The organism is Falsiruegeria sp. JB4-1, from assembly GCF_055693495.1.
This window is the reverse complement of sequence record NZ_JBVFTZ010000001.1, coordinates 3,573,511-3,589,616: the sequence shown is the minus strand read 5'-3', so window position 1 is coordinate 3,589,616 and position 16,106 is coordinate 3,573,511. Positions and strand designations below refer to the sequence as shown.

The 16,106-nt window shown below is 56.8% G+C and carries 16 protein-coding genes and 1 pseudogene; 14 read left to right on the top strand and 3 right to left on the bottom strand.

The window, feature by feature from the left end:
* The first annotated feature begins 189 nt into the window (after window positions 1-189).
* The 5 genes from ACZ1HE_RS18265 to ACZ1HE_RS18245 all read left to right on the top strand — a co-directional run bounded on the left by ACZ1HE_RS18265 (window position 190) and on the right by ACZ1HE_RS18245 (window position 5,249).
* Window positions 190-1,437 (top strand): branched-chain amino acid ABC transporter substrate-binding protein, encoded by a 1,248-nt coding sequence (locus tag ACZ1HE_RS18265; protein WP_472623096.1) that lies wholly within the window; start codon window positions 190-192, stop codon window positions 1,435-1,437.
* A 102-nt stretch (window positions 1,438-1,539) separates the two neighbouring features.
* Window positions 1,540-2,496 carry a branched-chain amino acid ABC transporter permease gene (locus ACZ1HE_RS18260; protein WP_472623094.1) on the top strand — a complete coding sequence of 319 codons (957 nt, stop codon included), beginning with the start codon at window positions 1,540-1,542 and terminating at the stop codon, window positions 2,494-2,496.
* Complete coding sequence (locus ACZ1HE_RS18255; protein ID WP_472623092.1) at window positions 2,493-3,785, top strand: branched-chain amino acid ABC transporter permease; 1,293 nt, start codon at window positions 2,493-2,495, stop codon at window positions 3,783-3,785. Before ACZ1HE_RS18260 ends, ACZ1HE_RS18255 begins: the two co-directional genes overlap by 4 nt.
* On the top strand, window positions 3,782-4,546 hold the full coding sequence (locus ACZ1HE_RS18250) for an ABC transporter ATP-binding protein (protein ID WP_085794569.1): 765 nt from the start codon (window positions 3,782-3,784) through the stop codon (window positions 4,544-4,546). Before ACZ1HE_RS18255 ends, ACZ1HE_RS18250 begins: the two co-directional genes overlap by 4 nt.
* Before the next feature lies 1 nt (window position 4,547).
* Complete coding sequence (locus ACZ1HE_RS18245; RefSeq protein WP_472623090.1) at window positions 4,548-5,249, top strand: ABC transporter ATP-binding protein; 702 nt, start codon at window positions 4,548-4,550, stop codon at window positions 5,247-5,249.
* A 200-nt stretch (window positions 5,250-5,449) separates the two neighbouring features.
* Here ACZ1HE_RS18245 and ACZ1HE_RS18240 read toward each other — a convergent pair whose 3' ends face one another.
* The 3 genes and pseudogenes from ACZ1HE_RS18240 to ACZ1HE_RS18230 form a co-directional block, all read right to left on the bottom strand.
* Window positions 5,450-6,040: a TetR/AcrR family transcriptional regulator gene (locus tag ACZ1HE_RS18240; RefSeq protein WP_472623088.1), complete on the bottom strand. Its 591-nt coding sequence runs from the start codon at window positions 6,038-6,040 to the stop codon at window positions 5,450-5,452.
* A 98-nt stretch (window positions 6,041-6,138) separates the two neighbouring features.
* Window positions 6,139-6,480 (bottom strand): annotated as a pseudogene (locus tag ACZ1HE_RS18235) (hypothetical protein); the annotation flags it as partial.
* A gap of 14 nt (window positions 6,481-6,494) precedes the next feature.
* Window positions 6,495-7,112, bottom strand: a complete 618-nt coding sequence (locus ACZ1HE_RS18230) for a TetR/AcrR family transcriptional regulator (protein ID WP_472623086.1) — start codon at window positions 7,110-7,112, stop codon at window positions 6,495-6,497.
* A gap of 223 nt (window positions 7,113-7,335) precedes the next feature.
* Between ACZ1HE_RS18230 and ACZ1HE_RS18225 the strand changes: the two genes are divergently transcribed.
* From ACZ1HE_RS18225 to ACZ1HE_RS18185, 9 genes are all read left to right on the top strand, one after another.
* On the top strand, window positions 7,336-8,469 hold the full coding sequence (locus ACZ1HE_RS18225; protein ID WP_472623084.1) for an LLM class flavin-dependent oxidoreductase: 1,134 nt from the start codon (window positions 7,336-7,338) through the stop codon (window positions 8,467-8,469).
* Window positions 8,470-8,524: 55 nt separating this feature from the next.
* Entirely contained in the window at window positions 8,525-9,025 is a 501-nt protein-coding gene (locus ACZ1HE_RS18220) for a flavin reductase family protein (protein WP_472623082.1), read from the top strand.
* A 17-nt stretch (window positions 9,026-9,042) separates the two neighbouring features.
* Window positions 9,043-9,420, top strand: a complete 378-nt coding sequence (locus ACZ1HE_RS18215) for a nuclear transport factor 2 family protein (protein ID WP_472623080.1) — start codon at window positions 9,043-9,045, stop codon at window positions 9,418-9,420.
* 39 nt (window positions 9,421-9,459) lie between these two features.
* Window positions 9,460-10,110, top strand: coding sequence for an amidase family protein (locus tag ACZ1HE_RS18210; protein WP_472623078.1), 651 nt, complete (start codon window positions 9,460-9,462; stop codon window positions 10,108-10,110).
* A complete protein-coding gene (locus tag ACZ1HE_RS18205) occupies window positions 10,016-10,222 on the top strand; it encodes an amidase family protein (RefSeq protein ID WP_472624545.1) in 207 nt (68 codons plus the stop codon). Before ACZ1HE_RS18210 ends, ACZ1HE_RS18205 begins: the two co-directional genes overlap by 95 nt.
* On the top strand, window positions 10,188-10,838 hold the full coding sequence (locus ACZ1HE_RS18200) for an amidase family protein (protein WP_472623076.1): 651 nt from the start codon (window positions 10,188-10,190) through the stop codon (window positions 10,836-10,838). Before ACZ1HE_RS18205 ends, ACZ1HE_RS18200 begins: the two co-directional genes overlap by 35 nt.
* A gap of 73 nt (window positions 10,839-10,911) precedes the next feature.
* A complete protein-coding gene (locus ACZ1HE_RS18195) occupies window positions 10,912-12,555 on the top strand; it encodes a long-chain-fatty-acid--CoA ligase (protein ID WP_472623074.1) in 1,644 nt (547 codons plus the stop codon).
* Between the two features lie 63 nt (window positions 12,556-12,618).
* Window positions 12,619-13,800: an acetyl-CoA C-acyltransferase gene (locus ACZ1HE_RS18190; protein WP_472623072.1), complete on the top strand. Its 1,182-nt coding sequence runs from the start codon at window positions 12,619-12,621 to the stop codon at window positions 13,798-13,800.
* Window positions 13,800-16,097 carry a 3-hydroxyacyl-CoA dehydrogenase/enoyl-CoA hydratase family protein gene (locus tag ACZ1HE_RS18185; RefSeq protein WP_472623070.1) on the top strand — a complete coding sequence of 766 codons (2,298 nt, stop codon included), beginning with the start codon at window positions 13,800-13,802 and terminating at the stop codon, window positions 16,095-16,097. Before ACZ1HE_RS18190 ends, ACZ1HE_RS18185 begins: the two co-directional genes overlap by 1 nt.
* Window positions 16,098-16,106: the final 9 nt, after the last annotated feature.

The following is a 16,106-nucleotide window of genomic DNA, read 5'->3' as shown; positions in this document are numbered from 1 at the left end:
ATTTTCCTCGCCGCAAAGTTGAAGGTTGCCAAGTCGCAAATCTGATCGATAAGCTGTCAAAAAAGATCATTGACACACAAACGATTATTTTCAACAGTGGTGAACGATCACTAACCAAAAGTTGGCACGATCAAGCAAATGGGTGTTTATCTACCCACGAGCAAATCCAAACCCTTAGGGAGGGAACAAATGAATAAGTTCAAGTCGTTGCTGGTCGGTGCCGTTGTCGCCGGATTGGCTGCAACCTCGGCCATGGCGCAGGAAAAGATCCGAATCGCCTTTATTGACCCGCTGTCGGGGCCGTTTGCGTCGACGGGCAACCAGGGCCTGTCGATCTATCGTCACGCAGTTGACGAACTGGTCAACAAGAAAGGTGCCCTGCTGAATGGCGCGGCCGAGTTCGAGATCGTGCCGTTCGACAACAAGATCAGCGCGAAAGAATCCCTGATTCAATTGCAAGTCGCCATCGACCAGGGCATTCGTTTCATCGCTCAGGGCGCATCGTCCGGCGTTGCCAACGCGCTGACCGATGCGATCAAGAAGCACAACAAGCGTAACCCTGACAATCAGGTCATCTTCCTGAACCACTCGGCGGTTGACCCTGCGCTAACCAACGACAAATGTAACTTCTGGCACTTCCGTTTCGATGCCAACGCAGACATCAAGATGGACGCGCTGACCGACGATATCGCCGGAAACGAAGACATCAAAAAAGTCTACATTATTGGTCAGGACTATTCGTTCGGTAAGGCTGTTGCTGCCGCAGCGGTCAAGTTCCTGGGCGAAAAGCGCCCCGACATCGAAATCGTCGGCAACGAACTGCACCCGATTGGCAAGGTCAAGGACTTCACTCCGTACGCACGCAAAGTCATTTCGAGCGAAGCGGATGCGGTGATCACAGGCAACTGGGGCGGTGACATGGTTGGCCTGGGCAAGGCTGTCATGGGTGCTGGCTTCACCAAGCCGATCTACACCTACTATGGTGCCACCTCGGGTATCACCGCGAACTTTGGTGATCAGGGCGACGGCATTGTGAAACTGGCTGGTGCCGGTCAGATCAACCCGCCGCTGTCGGCAGACGCCGAAGCGTTCACCGCGTCGTACTACGAGAAGTTCCCGGAATTGGATCTGGGTCAGCCTCAGATGGCGAACGTCGCTCCGATGCTGGCTGCAGCCATCAACGAAGTTGGCAATGCCGAAGACGTCAAAGCGATCGCCTACGCTCTGGAAGGTATGGAGCATGACGGCATTCTGACGGGTAAGACAGTGATGCGTGAAAGCGATCACCAGGCAATCCAGACTGTGACCGTTCAGGGCCAGGCCAAAGATGGTTTGACCTTTGATTATGACAACTCGGGCCACGGCATGATTGCCGAGACCGTCGTCGAGCTGGCCTCGGCAGATGCGCCAACCACTTGCAAGATGAAGCGCCCGTAACGCTTCGTCATTGCATTAAAGGTTGCCAGACTGTCCCGTCAGGGGTTTCCTGACGGGACAAGACCAAGAAAAACCGAAAATCTCATCAGGGAGCCGACAACGATGGCATTGTTCCTCGTTAATATTTTGGATGGCCTGGTTACGGGGTTGCTGCTGTTCATGCTGTGCAGTGGCCTTACACTCATCTTTTCGATGATGGGTGTTCTGAACTTTGCCCACGCCAGTTTCTACATGTTGGGGGCGTATTTCGCCTACCAGATCAGCACAATAACCGGATTCTGGTTGGGCCTTCTGGTCGCTCCAGTCATAGTCGGCGTCTTTGGGGCGCTTATCGAGCGATACGGTCTGAGGCGCGTACATAAATACGGGCACGTGCCCGAATTGATCTTTACCTTTGGTCTGGCGCTGCTGATCGAAGAAGTGGTCCAGTTCTTCTGGGGCAAAAGCCAAATGGCTTATTCCGAGCCCGAAGCGCTGAACTTTGCTGCTTTTGCAATCGCCGGAAACTCTTTCCCCGCCTACAAGGTCTTCATGATCTTTGTTGCGATGGGGCTGTTCCTGACGCTGCTCTATATCCTTACCAAAACGCGCATCGGCATGACCATTCAGGCCGCGCTCAGCTATCCCGAAACCGTGCAGAACCTGGGCCACAACGTGCCGCTGGTGTTCATGGGCGTGTTCGGTGTGGGTACTGCGATGGCCGGTCTGGTCGGCGTGATTGCAGGGCCGGTTCTGGGGACATTCCCTGGCATGGCGGTTCAGCTGGGCTCGATCGTGTTTGTGACCATCGTGATCGGCGGTCTTGGCTCGCTCTGGGGCGCTTTGGTAGCCTCGCTGATCATCGGCTGGCTGCAAACCTTCGCCGCGGCCTACAACGTCGCGATGGAGGACATCCTGACCTTCATCGGATTTACCAAACCTGAAAACATCTGGGACCACCCGCTGCAGGATTTGTGGACCCTGACCTTGCCTCAGATCGGGCCGATCCTGCCTTATCTGTTGATGGTCTTTGTCCTTGTGCTGCGTCCGCAGGGCCTGATGGGGAAACGTGAGACATGAATACCGCATCTAAAACGCAAGTTGTGTCCAATCCCAATCGGCGACTTATCTCGCTGTCCAATCTTCTGCCATGGGCCTTTGCCGCGCTGTTCCTGCTGTGCCTGCCACTGATCTTTCAGTCCAGCTCGGCGCTGACCATCATGAACCAGATGGCAATCACCATCGTCTTTGCTCTCAGCTACAACATGTTGCTGGGGCAGGGCGGGATGCTGTCTTTTGGTCATGCTGTGTACATGGGTCTTGGTGGCTTCTTTGCCATGCACGTCATGAACATGGTGGAATATGAAGGGCTCTGGCTGCCCCTGCCGCTGCTGCCCGTTGTGGGCGGTATGTTCGGTATGGCCTTTGCCTTTATCATCGGCAGTTTCTCGACCCGCCGTGCGGGCACCGTGTTTGCCATGATCTCACTGGGTGTGGGCGAGTTGATCGCCGCCTGCTCTATCATCATCGTCGTGTTCTTTGGTGGCGAAGAGGGCATCTCGGGCGACCGGACCATGGGGCCCGAAGTTCTGGGGTACGATTTCGCAGCACAGTCCGAGGTCTACTATCTGACCATAATCTGGCTCTTGGTTGCGACCGTGCTGATGTATCTGTTTTCGCGCACACCGATTGGCCGGATCGCCAATGCCGTGCGTGACAATGAAGAACGGGCTGAATTCCTGGGCTACTCTCAACGTCGGGTGCGCTGGATGTCGTTCATTGCATCGGGTTTCTTTGCCGGTGTGGCAGGCTCGCTGTTCGCCATCAACTTTGAGATCCTGACCGAAGAGAACCTGAACCTCGCAACCTCAGGCTCGATCCTGTTGATCACCTTCCTGGGTGGCGTGGGCTTCTTTGTAGGCCCGATCATCGGAGCGATCGTGTTCACCCTGCTGCAGACGGTTCTGGGTCTTTATACCGAGATCTGGTCGCTCTACCTGGGCATCCTGTTCGTGGCCTGCGTGATGTTCTTCCCAGGCGGTTTTGCCGGGATCATCGCGATGCACCGCCGCCCGCTGGCGCTTGGTAAACTCAACCTGTTGGTTGGTCCTTATCTCAAGGCGGCCATTCCGGCGATCACCAGTGTTTTGTCGCTGGCAGCGATCCTGGAAATCAGTTTCCACAAACGGCATTCGTTTGGTGATGACCACACCATGTCGCTCTATGGGATCACCTTCGACAGCCACGGCTTTCAGGCCCTTGGGTTCTGTATCGTGATCGCCGCCATCTCGTTGTTCTTGGTCTCGCGCATCCTGCCGTCGATCAAGGCAGCCTGGGACGAAGCCAACCACGCAGGAGACGCCCAATGACAGTTCCCGCAATCGAACTGCGCAATCTGGAAAAAAGCTTTGGCCTGGCCAAGATTATCCAGGGCGTCAATCTCAAGATCGAAAAGGGTGAGCGTCATGCGGTGATCGGCCCGAACGGGGCGGGTAAGTCCACCCTGTTCAACCTGATCACCGGTCGGTTTGCGCCGACTTCGGGTGGGGTTTACCTGCACGGTGAAGATGTCAGCGGCATGCAGCCGTTCGAGATCAACCGCCGCGGCCTGAGCCGGTCGTTCCAGATCACCAACATCTTCCCTAACATGACCGTTTTCGAAAACATTCGCTGCGGTCTGCTGTGGACGATGGGTTACAAGTATTCGTTCTGGCACATGATCAATGGTCAGCGCGATGTGACCGAAAAGGCCGAGCAGATCCTGGAAGAGATCAACCTGACCGCGCGTCGCGATCTGCTGGCCGGTACGCTGGCCTATGCCGAGCAGCGCGCGTTGGAGATTGGGATCACCATCGCGGGGGGCGCCGACATCATCCTGTTGGATGAGCCTTGTGCGGGTATGAGCCATTCGGAAACCGACCTGATCGTGGACCTGATCCGTAAGGTGACCGAGGACAAGACGCTGATGATCGTTGAGCACGACATGGGTGTGATCTTTGACCTGGCCGACAAGATTTCGGTTCTCGTATACGGCGAAATCATTGAGTCAGACGTGCCGGACGCCGTGCGTGCCTCGGCCAAGGTGAAAGAGGCCTATCTGGGTACAACGCTTGAAGAAGAGGACGCGTAAGATGCTCAAGGTAAATGATCTTCACGCATATTACGGCAAAAGCCACATCCTGCAGGGCGTCAACCTTGAGGTCGGCGAAGGCGAGATCGTCTCGCTGTTGGGACGCAACGGTGTAGGCCGTTCAACCACCTGTAAAGCCATCATGGGCGAGGTCGAACCCAAGGGTTCGGTCCAGTTCCGCGGGGAAGAGATTGCAGGGCGAAAAAGCTATGAGATCGCTAAGAAAGGCATTGGCTATGTCCCCGAAAACCGCGATATCTTTCCGGGCCTGACGACACGCCAGAACCTGATGCTGGGCCTCAAGCCCGGACAAAAAGATGGTGACGGACGATGGAGCATGGAGGACATGTTCGACATGTTCCCCAACTTGCGTACCCGTGCTGATGTCGATGCGTCGGTGATGTCAGGCGGTGAAAAGCAGATGCTGACCGTGTGCCGGGCCCTGATGGGAGACCCGGATTTCATCATGATCGACGAGCCAACCGAAGGTTTGGCGCCCAAGATTGTGGAACAGGTTGGGGATCTGCTGGTGCAAATTGCTGAGCGTGGGGTTTCGATCCTGTTGGTGGAGCAAAAGTTGACCATCGCCATGCGGGTCACCAACCGAGTTTATGTCATGGGCCATGGCCACATGGTGTTCGAAGGAACGCCAGACGATCTCAAGAATAACGCCGAAGTTCGTAAAGAATGGCTGGAAGTCTAACCTGTTCCAGGTGTTGACCTGCGAAGGACCTGCAGCATAGCTGCCGGTCCTTTTTTATTTGGAAAAGCCCATTCCCTTGAGAAAAGACTACGGTGAGGGTTTCGAGAAATAATATGTAGCGCGTCATCACTGCAACTCTGGATGGGAACGTCCAGATCTATGCCTTAAGCTTTGTTCGGCAATCCAGGCAGAAAGCGGTATCAGTTCTTTTGAGTAAGCGAATTGGCTAGACGCAATGCCGAAAAGTATGACGAGTACGACCATTCTGAAGGAGGGTTGAGGGGAGAAAAAGAATCCATTGTCAAATACAGACCAACGATCCCCTGGCCTACAATATCACACTCGGCTTGAGGGGCGTGAGGATAGTTTCTGGACATCACTCCGCTCGCCAAGTCAAAGAACGACTGCATCACACTGATGAGTTCCTCGCGTAGCCCCGGATATCCCTCGGACGTCTGCATCAAGGATTGAAAGACGATATTCAGACGCGGGTCTGTTTCACTTTCAGGCGTATAAAGTGCGTCGATGAAATTCTTGGCAGTTGGATACCCCTCAAGCGCTTCACGCATTTCATCAACCAATTGGGATATTTGAACGAGAACGTATTCGGACAGTGCTTTGACCATATCATCCCGGTTTCCCAAGTGATGCCTGATCAAAGGGCGTTTCAATCCGGCTTCAGCCGCGATCCGCTCGAGTGTTGCACCTTCGATTCCATATTTTGCGGCGCAAGTCAGAAAAGCATCGAGAACTTCCGCTTTGCGTTGTTTTTGAACCGAGGGACGCCCCATAATTCGAAACTGCCTTTCACTAGGTTGATCGGACTGTATCAGTAAGTTAGTTTATTGTCAAATAAGACAAAAAAGTATTCTATAGATTTGGATCGACTTTAACTTTCCTCTTTCAACAGGCCTGTCAAGACAAAGTCGTGTAGCGCAACCTTCACCTCGTCTACCGGGAAGTGGCCGATGCTCCAATGTCGCAGAGCCCAGACCGTACATAGAAAGTAGATGAAGTTTGATAAAAGCTCTGTGTTGACGGGTCGAAAATGCCCCTTGTCGATACCGTCATCAATGATGGCCTGCCACCGCCGCATAAAATCACGCTCGGTGTCAAATACCTTCAACCTGTTTTCAGCGCTCAGCGACCGTGTTTCCGAATACACTAAGTTGATATACTTCCGATTTTCCCCGATGTAGTCGATATACTTGTCGACTGCACCGATCAGGTTCTCTTTGGGCGTGCTTAGGCGCTAAATTCCTGATTGTCAAAGAAGTTGAACATGCCTTGCATGTTCACCGACATAATCAAATACAAAATGTCATCTTTGTCTTTGATATACTTATACATCAAGGGCACCGACAATCCGGCTTCTCGTGCGATTTCGCGCATTGTGGCATTGCCGAAACCGTGCCGGGCAATGACCTTGCAAGCGCCCTCAAATATCTGAAGACGACGCGTTTCTGCCGTGCTGGACAGGTTTTCGCGAGATTTTGGGGCTAGTGGTTGCGTTGCAGAAGTCGACGTCGGTGCCTCGTCGGCATCCGCTTCGTGAAGCTGGAAAATACACAACGCTTCTGCGACGCTGCGCTTTTTTGATGCGCCATTCGATAGTTGGGATAACACCACGCGGCACACTTGTTGGGGAGCACCTTTTGCGGACAATCTCGTTGGTTTTGCAACAAGTGATTCCTTCGAAATTGGTGCCAGAGCGGATACAGTGCTGCTGACCAAGACCAACCGACCATCACAATCCCGCTCTAGCTCGTGACGCGCGGCCTCCAAGGCAAGCGATGCAAATGCGCTATCATTTTGGTTTTTAGAAATAAATTCCGTTATCTGAGCTGCGGAATACGAAAACATGTGTCGATCTCTGTCCTCTGATGGTCAAACGTACGATGCTTGGGACAGTACCGGTTGTCCAGCGTGTTTAAGTAGCATAACTCAGAAAGAAGTGATCGTTCACTAAATTTCTTGACGTAGGGATTTTTCTAAACCTCTGTAACATATCAACAAAAATTGTTTGACGATATCGCGTTTTCAGGTGAAGGTTAGTGAACGTTCATTATTTTCAGGGAAGCACGCCATGAAGTTCAAAATTCTTGCCATCCCGTTCGCTCGGCAACATGGCGAAGACGCCCAACTTGCCGGTCGCGATCCGGGTCGGTTCAACAAGATGATGCACACGCTGCGCGACCAGATGGTTCTGGCCGAAGAGCTGGGCTATGAGGGTTTTTGCCTGACCGAGCATCACATGCAGGTCGAAGGGGTGGAGTGCACCACCAACCCTCTGTTCTGGAACATGTACATCGCGCAGCACACCAAAAACTTCAAAGTTGGTCAGCTGGGTATGAACCTGACCGCGATGAACCCGATCACCACGGCGGAAAACATCGCGATGCTCGACCACATGACCGGTGGTCGTGTGTTCGCGGGCTTCTCTCGCGGCAACACCCCACGCTGGACCGCGACCATGGGGCAGCACCTGGACATCACTTCGGCCGAATCCGACAAATCCGAAGCGGACCAGCGCAACCGTCGCGCCATGTATGAAAACTGGCGTCTGATCAAATCGCTCTGGACCGATGACCTGACCGAGCATCAGGGCGAGTTCTGGAACTTCCCGTCGAATGTGGAATGGGAATTCAACCCGACGAAACTTTGGGGCGGTGACAATCCGGTTGATGAAAACAAGATTCTGCGCAAGTCGGGCATCGTTCCGCGACCGCTGCAGAAACCTCACCCCAAGGTCTACGCGCCGTTCTCCTACTCGATGGAGACCGCACGTTTCTGGGCGTCCGAGGGTGCCAAGATGGTGTCGTTTGTGACCGCCGACAAAGAAGAGTTCATGCCGGTCATCCTGGAGCAGTGTCTGCAGGCCGCGCATGAAAATGGCCTGAAAGAGACAACCAACAACGACGTTCTGGCATTGGGTGGTCACCTGCTGATGGGTAAGACCCCAGAAAAGACCAAGCAGTATCGCGGCATGTTCGACACCCTGTGGAAGCAGGCCTATGACGCGCCGCCCTATCACGTGCCGCTTGGCCGTGTCTGGGACGGTTCGCGTCAACAGGTTGTGGACCAGATCTGCGAACTGGCAGAGCGTTATCAGATCGACGAGTTCTTCGTCTGGCACCACGTAAATTATTTCGGTGACGACATCGAGCAAGAAGCTCTGATCGAGTTCTCCGAAGGTGTCATCAAGCAGGTCAACGGCTGATCGCATTGTCGGGTCGCTACAGGCCCGACACCACTTACGACAAGAGGAGGTCGCCATGACCCAAGACAATACGCAAGAGCTGTTCAAGCAGGGCATGCAACTGCTGGCGGCCTCGACCACCATCATCACGTCCGAGCATGAAGGCGCTCGCGCCGGGATGGCGGCTACGGCTGTTACATCGCTGGCCGCTGATCCGCCGTCGCTGCTGATCTGCACAAACCGCACGGCGCGGACGTTCGATTACATCATGGGATCGAACAAGTTCGCCGTGAACGTTGTGCCCGACAGCCTTACGGATGTTGTGGGTGCGTTTTCTTCGAAAGAGGACAAGGAAAAGCAGTTCCAGATGGCCGGTACATGGGAACGTTCGGCCAGTGGCCTGCCGATCCTGAAAGAGGCGGTCGCGTCTTTTGAATGCACCGTCAGCGAGTGGACGGATGCGCACACGCACCGTGTCTTCTTTGGCTTGGTGGATGCTGTTCACCTGAACCCCGAGGCGTCGGCGCTGATCTATGCGCAGCGCGGCTTTTACAAACTCGCGCCGGTGGCGGCGTAACCCCGTTGGAGGAAAAGATGGCGGATATCGCAACAATCGAAACCATGATGCAGGACTACATGATCGGCTTGCATGAAGGTGATGTCGCTGCAATCGACAAGCAGTTCCTGCCGGAATGTGACCTGTGCTGCGCCAATGACGATGGCAGCTACATCCACATGACGCTGCAACAGTACAAAGACCTGGTCGCGGGTCGCAAAAGCCCCAAGGAACTGGGCTATCCGGTTTATGGCCACGTCGTGCACATCGACCAATCTGGTCCCAACACCGCATTCGTGAAAATCGACTGCGCGGTGCAGCCTAAATACTTCATCGACTACCTGTCGCTGATCAAGACCAACGGCGAATGGAAGATCGCCTCCAAGGCCTACTACGTGAAGAAGTACGAAGAGTAACAATCCCTTAGCCTGTTCGAGACGATTATGACCGTGTCCGTGTCCCATCTTTCTGCGGTCGAAATGACCGATCTGTTCCGCCGCCGCGAGCTGTCACCGGTTGAGGCCCTGACAGCGACGTTGGCCCGGATAGAAGAGGTCAATCCCAAGATCAACGCGATCTATCACGTCCATCACGATGGGGCATTGGCGCAGGCAAAGGCATCTGAACGCCGTTGGCGTGATGGCGCGCCCTTGGGTTGGCTCGATGGGGTGCCAACCACGATCAAGGACGCGCTGGAAACCAACGGTCTGCCAACCCATCGTGGGTCGGCCGTCGGCAGCGGGGTGGTCCACTCCTCCGATCACCCCACTGTCGCAAGAATGCGTGACAGCGGTGCTGTCATCGTTGGCAAGAACACCATGTGCGACTATGGAATTCTGGCCGCTGGTGTCAGCTCGTACCACGGTGTCACCCGAAATCCCCGGGATCTGAGTAAGACCACCGGCGCCTCGTCTTCGGGCGCGTCGGCGAGTGTCTGTGCGGGGATCGAGCCGGTGTCGATTGGCACCGATATCGTCGGTTCCATCCGTCTGCTCGGCCTCATATTGCGGTCTGGCAGGGCACAAACCGTCTTATGGTCGTGTTCCATATTACTTTCAGGGCAGCCCCGTCTTGGTTGCTGGCCCTCTGGCGCGCTCAATCACTGACGTGGCGCTGCACATGAATGTGCTGACCGGTGCGGATGGGCGCGACTTCTCGGCCCTGCCGCGCGACGGTATGGACTATGTCGCGGAACTCGACCGCTTTGACCCGGCCTAGCAAGCGCGCGCTGGTGATCACCGAGCTTGGCATCGGTGAGCCGGTGGCCGAGGACGTCGCCAATGCCATCGTGCGCGCGGGTGAGACGCTGCGGGGGCAGGGGGTTCACGTGGATCGCCTCGACACCATTCCTTTTGAAAGGGGCGAATGGGAACCAGCAGAACAGTTTTATATGGTTCGTACGCTGAGCGAGTTGAGTCAGCACCCCGACGTCGAACAACGTAAAACGCCGGTGATCTACGATTGGACGCGCCGGGCGCTTGAACTGACAGCGTTAGATCACCACGCAAATTTTGTCGCTACACAGCGTTTGCGTGAGCGGACACTGAAACTGATCGAAGGCTATGATTTCCTGATCCTGCCTTCGACCCCCGACACTGCTTTTGACGCTGATCTTCCAGGTTCGGACCCCACCCGCATCTTTGAAAGCTGGGCCAATACATTCCTGTTCAACCTCACCGAACAACCCGGATCGAACGTCCCCATGGGATTGGACCGAAATGGCCTGCCCATCGGCGTTCAGATCATCGGTCAACGTTTTGACGACGTGGGTGTTCTTGGCTTGAGCCATATTCTGGAACAAGCCGTCGGACGCCTGACACCCCCACAACTCTGAACCCTATCACAACCTGAACATCCATCTGCCGGGTGGGGAGACCCTCCGGCAGTTCAATACGGGAGGATACCCCATGACCAAACAATCAATCCCCGGCCAGATCATGACCATGCCACTGACCGTGACGAGCATCTTTCGTCACGCCATGCGCGCCCACCCCGAGGCCGAGATCGTTTGGCGCAATTCCGACATGTCCGTCGATCGCCACACCTTTGCCGGCATGGGCCGTCGCACGCAGCAGCTGGCACACGCGCTGACCGAAATGGGTGTTGGCGCAGGTGACCGTGTCGCAACGCTGGCGTGGAACAACGCGCAGCACCTAGAGCTGTATTATGCTCTGGCTTGCATTGGTGCGATCTGCCACACCATCAACCCGCGTCTGCACCCCGACCAGATTGCCTTCATCGTAAACGACGCCGAAGACACGCACCTGTTCTTTGACACCACTTTCGCACCGCTGATCGACGCGGTGTCCAGCCGCTGCCCCACCGTCCAGGGTTGGTACAGCCTGACCGGCCCGGATCGCGTGCCAGAGATGAAGACGCCAGTGAGCGACTATGAGAGCCTGATCGCTGGCAAGCCTGACGTTTTTGACTGGCCCGAGATTGACGAAAACGCCGCCATGGCGCTCTGCTACACGTCGGGCACCACCGGCAACCCCAAGGGCGTTCTTTATTCCCACCGTGGCACCGTACTGCACGCCATGGGTGTGTCGGGTGGCGACTGGCTGGCGCTCAGCTCGCGCGACGCGACGCTGCCGGTTGTGCCGATGTTCCACGCCTGCGCTTGGGGCATTCCCTATGCGGCGCTGATGAATGGTTCCAAACTGGTTCTGCCCGGGCCGGGTATGGACCCCGCACCTCTGCAAGAGCTTATGGACGGCGAAGAGGTCACCATGATCTCGGGCGTGCCGACCGTTTGGCTGGGTCTTTACGAATACCTCGATCAGCGCGGCGAAAAGCTCAAGACCGTCAAGCGCGCCATGATGGGCGGTTCGGCTGCACCGCTGTCCTTGATCGAAAAGATCGAAAAGGATCACGGGACCGAGGTTGTCCACGGCTGGGGTATGACCGAACTGTCGCCGGTGGGCTCGCTCGCCGTGCTGAAGCGCGGCGAAGACAAGCTGCCCATCGACGAACGCCTGCAGATCAAGACCAAACAGGGCCGCGCCCTCTATGGTGTCGAAATGCGCATCGTCAACGACGCGGGCGAGCGTCTGCCGCATGATGGTCAGGCCTCGGGTATGTTGCAGGTACGTGGTCACTGGGTCGCGTCCAGCTATTGGGGCGGGGCAGGTGCCGACGCGTTCACCGAAGACGGCTGGTTTTCGACCGGTGATGTCGCCGCCATCGACGAAAAAGGCTATCTGCGCCTGACCGACCGCACCAAGGACGTTATCAAATCGGGCGGCGAGTGGATTTCTTCGATCGACCTGGAAAACATTGCCATGAGCCACGCGGACGTGCTCGAAGCTGCCTGCATTGCGGCCAAGCATCGCAAGTGGGACGAGCGTCCGCTGATCGTTGCGGTCAAACGCGACGGCTCGGATGTTACTCGCGAAGACGTGCTGGCGCTTTATGATGGCCAGATCGCCAAATGGTGGACGCCCGATGACGTGGTGTTCCAGGCCGAGCTGCCCCACACCGCGACCGGTAAAGTCTCCAAACTGCACCTGCGCGAGCAATACGCAGACTACAAGCTGCCCACTGATAACTAACTTGTCGGGGGCGCGAGACGCCCCCTTTTTCCCTTCTTTCTCCTCCTCCGAAAGGAATTTCTTATGCGTTCCGCTGTTATCGTCTCCACCGCCCGTACCGCCATTGGCAAAGCCTTCAAAGGTGCCTTCAACGACACTCACCCGGCCGTTTATGGCGGCCATGCCGTGGCCGAAGCGGTCAAGCGCGCGGGCGTTGATCCGTCGGAAATCGAAGACGTGATCATCGGCAATGCCGTGCCCGAGGGCGCAAATGGCGGCAACCTGGGTCGTCAGATCGCTATGCGCGCGGGCCTGCCCGTGACGGCCTCTGGTGTGACCGTCAACCGCTTTTGCTCGTCGGGTCTGGAAGCGCTGACTCGTGCCTGCTCGCGCGTTATGGTTGATGGATGTGATGTGGTTGTTGGGGGTGGTGCCGAAAGCATCTCGCTGGTGATGGGGCGTGACAACACCTTCCGCCTGAAAGAGGACTGGATCGAAAACAACGTCCGCGGTTTTTACAACCCGATGATCCAGACCGCCGACACCGTGGCCGAGCGGTACAACATCAGCCGCGAAGAACAGGACGCGTTTGCCCTGCAATCGCAGCAGCGCACGGCGACGGCTCAAGCCGCAGGCAAGTTTGATGATGAGATCGTACCGATCACCGTCACCAAGGCCAACAAGAACAAAGAAACCGGCGAGATCACCTATGAAGAGGTCACGCTGACGCAGGACGAATGCAACCGCCCATCGACCACTCTTGAAAGCCTGCAGGGTCTGAACCCGGTCATGGGCGAAGGCAAATGGATCACTGCCGGTAACGCCTCTCAGCTGAGCGATGGTGGTTCGGCGCAGGTCGTGATGGAAGAGAAGTTGGCCGAACAGCGTGGCCTGGAGCCGCTGGGTCGTTATGTCGGTTATGTGGTTGCTGGTTGTGAACCCGATGAAATGGGCATTGGTCCGGTCTTTGCCGTGCCGAAGCTGCTGGAGCGCAATGGCCTGAAAATGGACGACATCGGTCTGTGGGAACTGAACGAAGCCTTTGCTTCGCAGGCGCTGTACTGCGCGCAGAAACTGGGCATCCCGAACGAGATACTGAACGTCGATGGCGGCGCGATCTCGGTCGGTCACCCCTATGGCATGTCGGGCACCCGCATGGTCGGCCACGCGCTGATCGAAGGCAAGAAACGCGGCGCGAAATACATCGTCGCCACAATGTGCATTGGCGGCGGCATGGGCGCAGCTGGCCTGTTCGAGGTTCTGTAATGTCTGCAATCAACAAAGTAGCCGTTATCGGCTCGGGCGTGATGGGCGCAGGCATTGCCGCCCATTTCGCCAACGCCGGGGCGCAGGTGGTTCTGCTCGACATCGTGCCAAAAGACGCCGAGGATCGTTCTGTCCTTGCCAAGGGTGCTGTTGGCCGCATGACCAAAGGCCGCGCGCCGCAATTGGCCGATCCGGCCTATGTCAGCCGTCTGACAGCTGGCAATCTGGACGACGATCTGGATCAGCTGCGCGATTGCGACTGGGTGGTTGAGGTCGTCCTCGAAGATCTCGCCATCAAGCACGCGCTTTATGGCAAGATCGCGCCCTATCTGCGCGACGATGCGCTGCTTAGCTCGAACACATCAACCATCCCGCTGGCGGATCTGGTGTCTGAAATGGATGAGAGCCTGCGCCAGCGGTTTGTCATTGTCCATTTCTTCAACCCGCCACGCTATATGCGCCTAATCGAGCTGGTCACTGGCCCGGACACCGACCCGGCGGCTGCTGAGCGCGCGCGTACGTTCAGTGACGAGCGCCTCGGCAAGACCGTGGTGCCCTGTAACGACCGGCCTGGCTTTATCGCGAACCGCTTGGGTGGGCTGTGGATGAATGCCGCCGCGCGCGAGGCTGTGGCTCGTGGTATCACTGTTGAGGAAGCCGACACTGTTCTGGCGCGTCCCTTTGGTGTGCCGGGCACAGGTGTTTTTGCTCTGATGGACCTGATCGGCGTTGACCTGATGGGCAAGTCCCGCCTGTCGATGCGCAACCTGCTTGAAAGCAATGACCCGCAACAGACCCACACCGAGGGGTTGGAGCTGTTCGATCAGATGGCCGCCAAAGGTCTGGCTGGCCGTAAGGCGGGCGCTGGCTTCTATAAACGGTCCAAGAACGAGGCGGGCAAGACCTTGATCGAAGCCGTCGATCTGGCCACGCTGGACTATCGCGCGCAAGCCAAGGGGCCGGAACTGGCCAAAACCTTTGGCGTGGATTTCATCGACCAAGCGGGTGACCGTCTTGCCGATTACGCGTGGGCTGTGATGGGTCCGACCCTGTCTTATGCCGCTTATTGCGTGCCGGAAATCACGGCCAACCCTGCCGACATCGATGTGGCGATGGAGCTTGGCTATAACTGGCGCATGGGTCCGTTCAAGCTGATAGATAAGATCGGTGCGGACAAAATCGTCGCGCGCCTCAAAGCCGAAGATCAAGATGTCCCGCCGCTGCTGGTCTTGGCCGCTGAACGCGGTGGCATCTATTCCGGCAAAGGTCTGGACCGCAAGGTGTTGCTGCCCTCGGGCGAGCAGGCGGATGTGCCACGTGGGCCGGGTGTGATCTTTGCCTCTGACCTGACCGACGCGCCAGTGTTTGCAACCGAGGCAGTTGTCCTGCGCGACATGGGCGACGGTGTTGCCCTGCTGACGATCACTGCACCCAACGCTGCGCTGGACGATCTGGTCATGAGCGGTGTGTCGGACGCATTGGATGTGGTCGAACGTGATTTCAAGGCGATGGTCATCGGATCGGATGGCAACCATTTTTCGGTCGGGGCCAACCTGAAAAAGGCGCTGGATCGTGCAGATGCGGGCGAGCTGGCTCTGGTCGCGGACCAACTGGCCATCGGTCAGGCGACGATGCGCAAGATCAAGTACGCGCCTTTCCCGGTTGTGTCAGCCGCTTGCGGTTTGGCCCTTGGTGGCGGATGCGAGATCTTGATGCATTCGGATCGTGTCATGGCCTATCTCGAAAGCAACATCGGTCTGGTTGAGGCCAACGTGGGTCTGCTGCCTGCGTGGGGTGGCACAACAGCCCTGTTGCTGAGCAAGACCGCAGAACTGGGTGATCCGATCAAGGGCGCCGAGGCTGCGTTTGACGTGATCTCTGCCGCGCTGATGGTGGGCTCTGCCCCAATGGCGCAGCACGCGGGTTACCTGCGCGCGACGGATGGCGTGGTTATGAACCGCGACCGTCTGCTGGCAGATGCCAAAGCGGCAGCGCTGGCTCTGGTCGATGGCTACGCAGCCCCAGCCAAAGCCGAGATCGAGCTGGATGCGAACGCGATCAATGCGGCGCTGGCGGTCAAGCTGACCGCCCTGACTGACGCTCTGCCCGACGCGCCCTACACGGTCGATATCGCCCGTGAAACGGCTCACGTTTTGGCCGGTGGCACTGGTGGCCAGCTGGACGAGGAAGCGCTGCACAAGCTGGAGACCGACGGCATGATGCGTCTGATCGCTCAGGATAAGACCATCGAGCGTATGCGCCACACCATGACCACCGGCAAACCGCTGAAGAACTGACGGAGGAAT

What these genes read in the sequence shown, in the direction of transcription:
- ACZ1HE_RS18230 (WP_472623086.1), bottom strand. Translation starts at nt 7,112, where the DNA reads ATGTTTTCGTATTCCGCAGCTCAGATAACGGAATTTATTTCTAAAAAC.
- ACZ1HE_RS18195 (WP_472623074.1), top strand. Translation starts at nt 10,912, where the DNA reads ATGACCAAACAATCAATCCCCGGCCAGATCATGACCATGCCACTGACC.
- ACZ1HE_RS18200 (WP_472623076.1), top strand. Translation starts at nt 10,188, where the DNA reads ATGTCGCGGAACTCGACCGCTTTGACCCGGCCTAGCAAGCGCGCGCTG.
- ACZ1HE_RS18220 (WP_472623082.1), top strand. Translation starts at nt 8,525, where the DNA reads ATGACCCAAGACAATACGCAAGAGCTGTTCAAGCAGGGCATGCAACTG.
- ACZ1HE_RS18215 (WP_472623080.1), top strand. Translation starts at nt 9,043, where the DNA reads ATGGCGGATATCGCAACAATCGAAACCATGATGCAGGACTACATGATC.
- ACZ1HE_RS18190 (WP_472623072.1), top strand. Translation starts at nt 12,619, where the DNA reads ATGCGTTCCGCTGTTATCGTCTCCACCGCCCGTACCGCCATTGGCAAA.
- ACZ1HE_RS18265 (WP_472623096.1), top strand. Translation starts at nt 190, where the DNA reads ATGAATAAGTTCAAGTCGTTGCTGGTCGGTGCCGTTGTCGCCGGATTG.
- ACZ1HE_RS18255 (WP_472623092.1), top strand. Translation starts at nt 2,493, where the DNA reads ATGAATACCGCATCTAAAACGCAAGTTGTGTCCAATCCCAATCGGCGA.
- ACZ1HE_RS18185 (WP_472623070.1), top strand. Translation starts at nt 13,800, where the DNA reads ATGTCTGCAATCAACAAAGTAGCCGTTATCGGCTCGGGCGTGATGGGC.
- ACZ1HE_RS18240 (WP_472623088.1), bottom strand. Translation starts at nt 6,040, where the DNA reads ATGGGGCGTCCCTCGGTTCAAAAACAACGCAAAGCGGAAGTTCTCGAT.
- ACZ1HE_RS18225 (WP_472623084.1), top strand. Translation starts at nt 7,336, where the DNA reads ATGAAGTTCAAAATTCTTGCCATCCCGTTCGCTCGGCAACATGGCGAA.
- ACZ1HE_RS18250 (WP_085794569.1), top strand. Translation starts at nt 3,782, where the DNA reads ATGACAGTTCCCGCAATCGAACTGCGCAATCTGGAAAAAAGCTTTGGC.
- ACZ1HE_RS18245 (WP_472623090.1), top strand. Translation starts at nt 4,548, where the DNA reads ATGCTCAAGGTAAATGATCTTCACGCATATTACGGCAAAAGCCACATC.
- ACZ1HE_RS18260 (WP_472623094.1), top strand. Translation starts at nt 1,540, where the DNA reads ATGGCATTGTTCCTCGTTAATATTTTGGATGGCCTGGTTACGGGGTTG.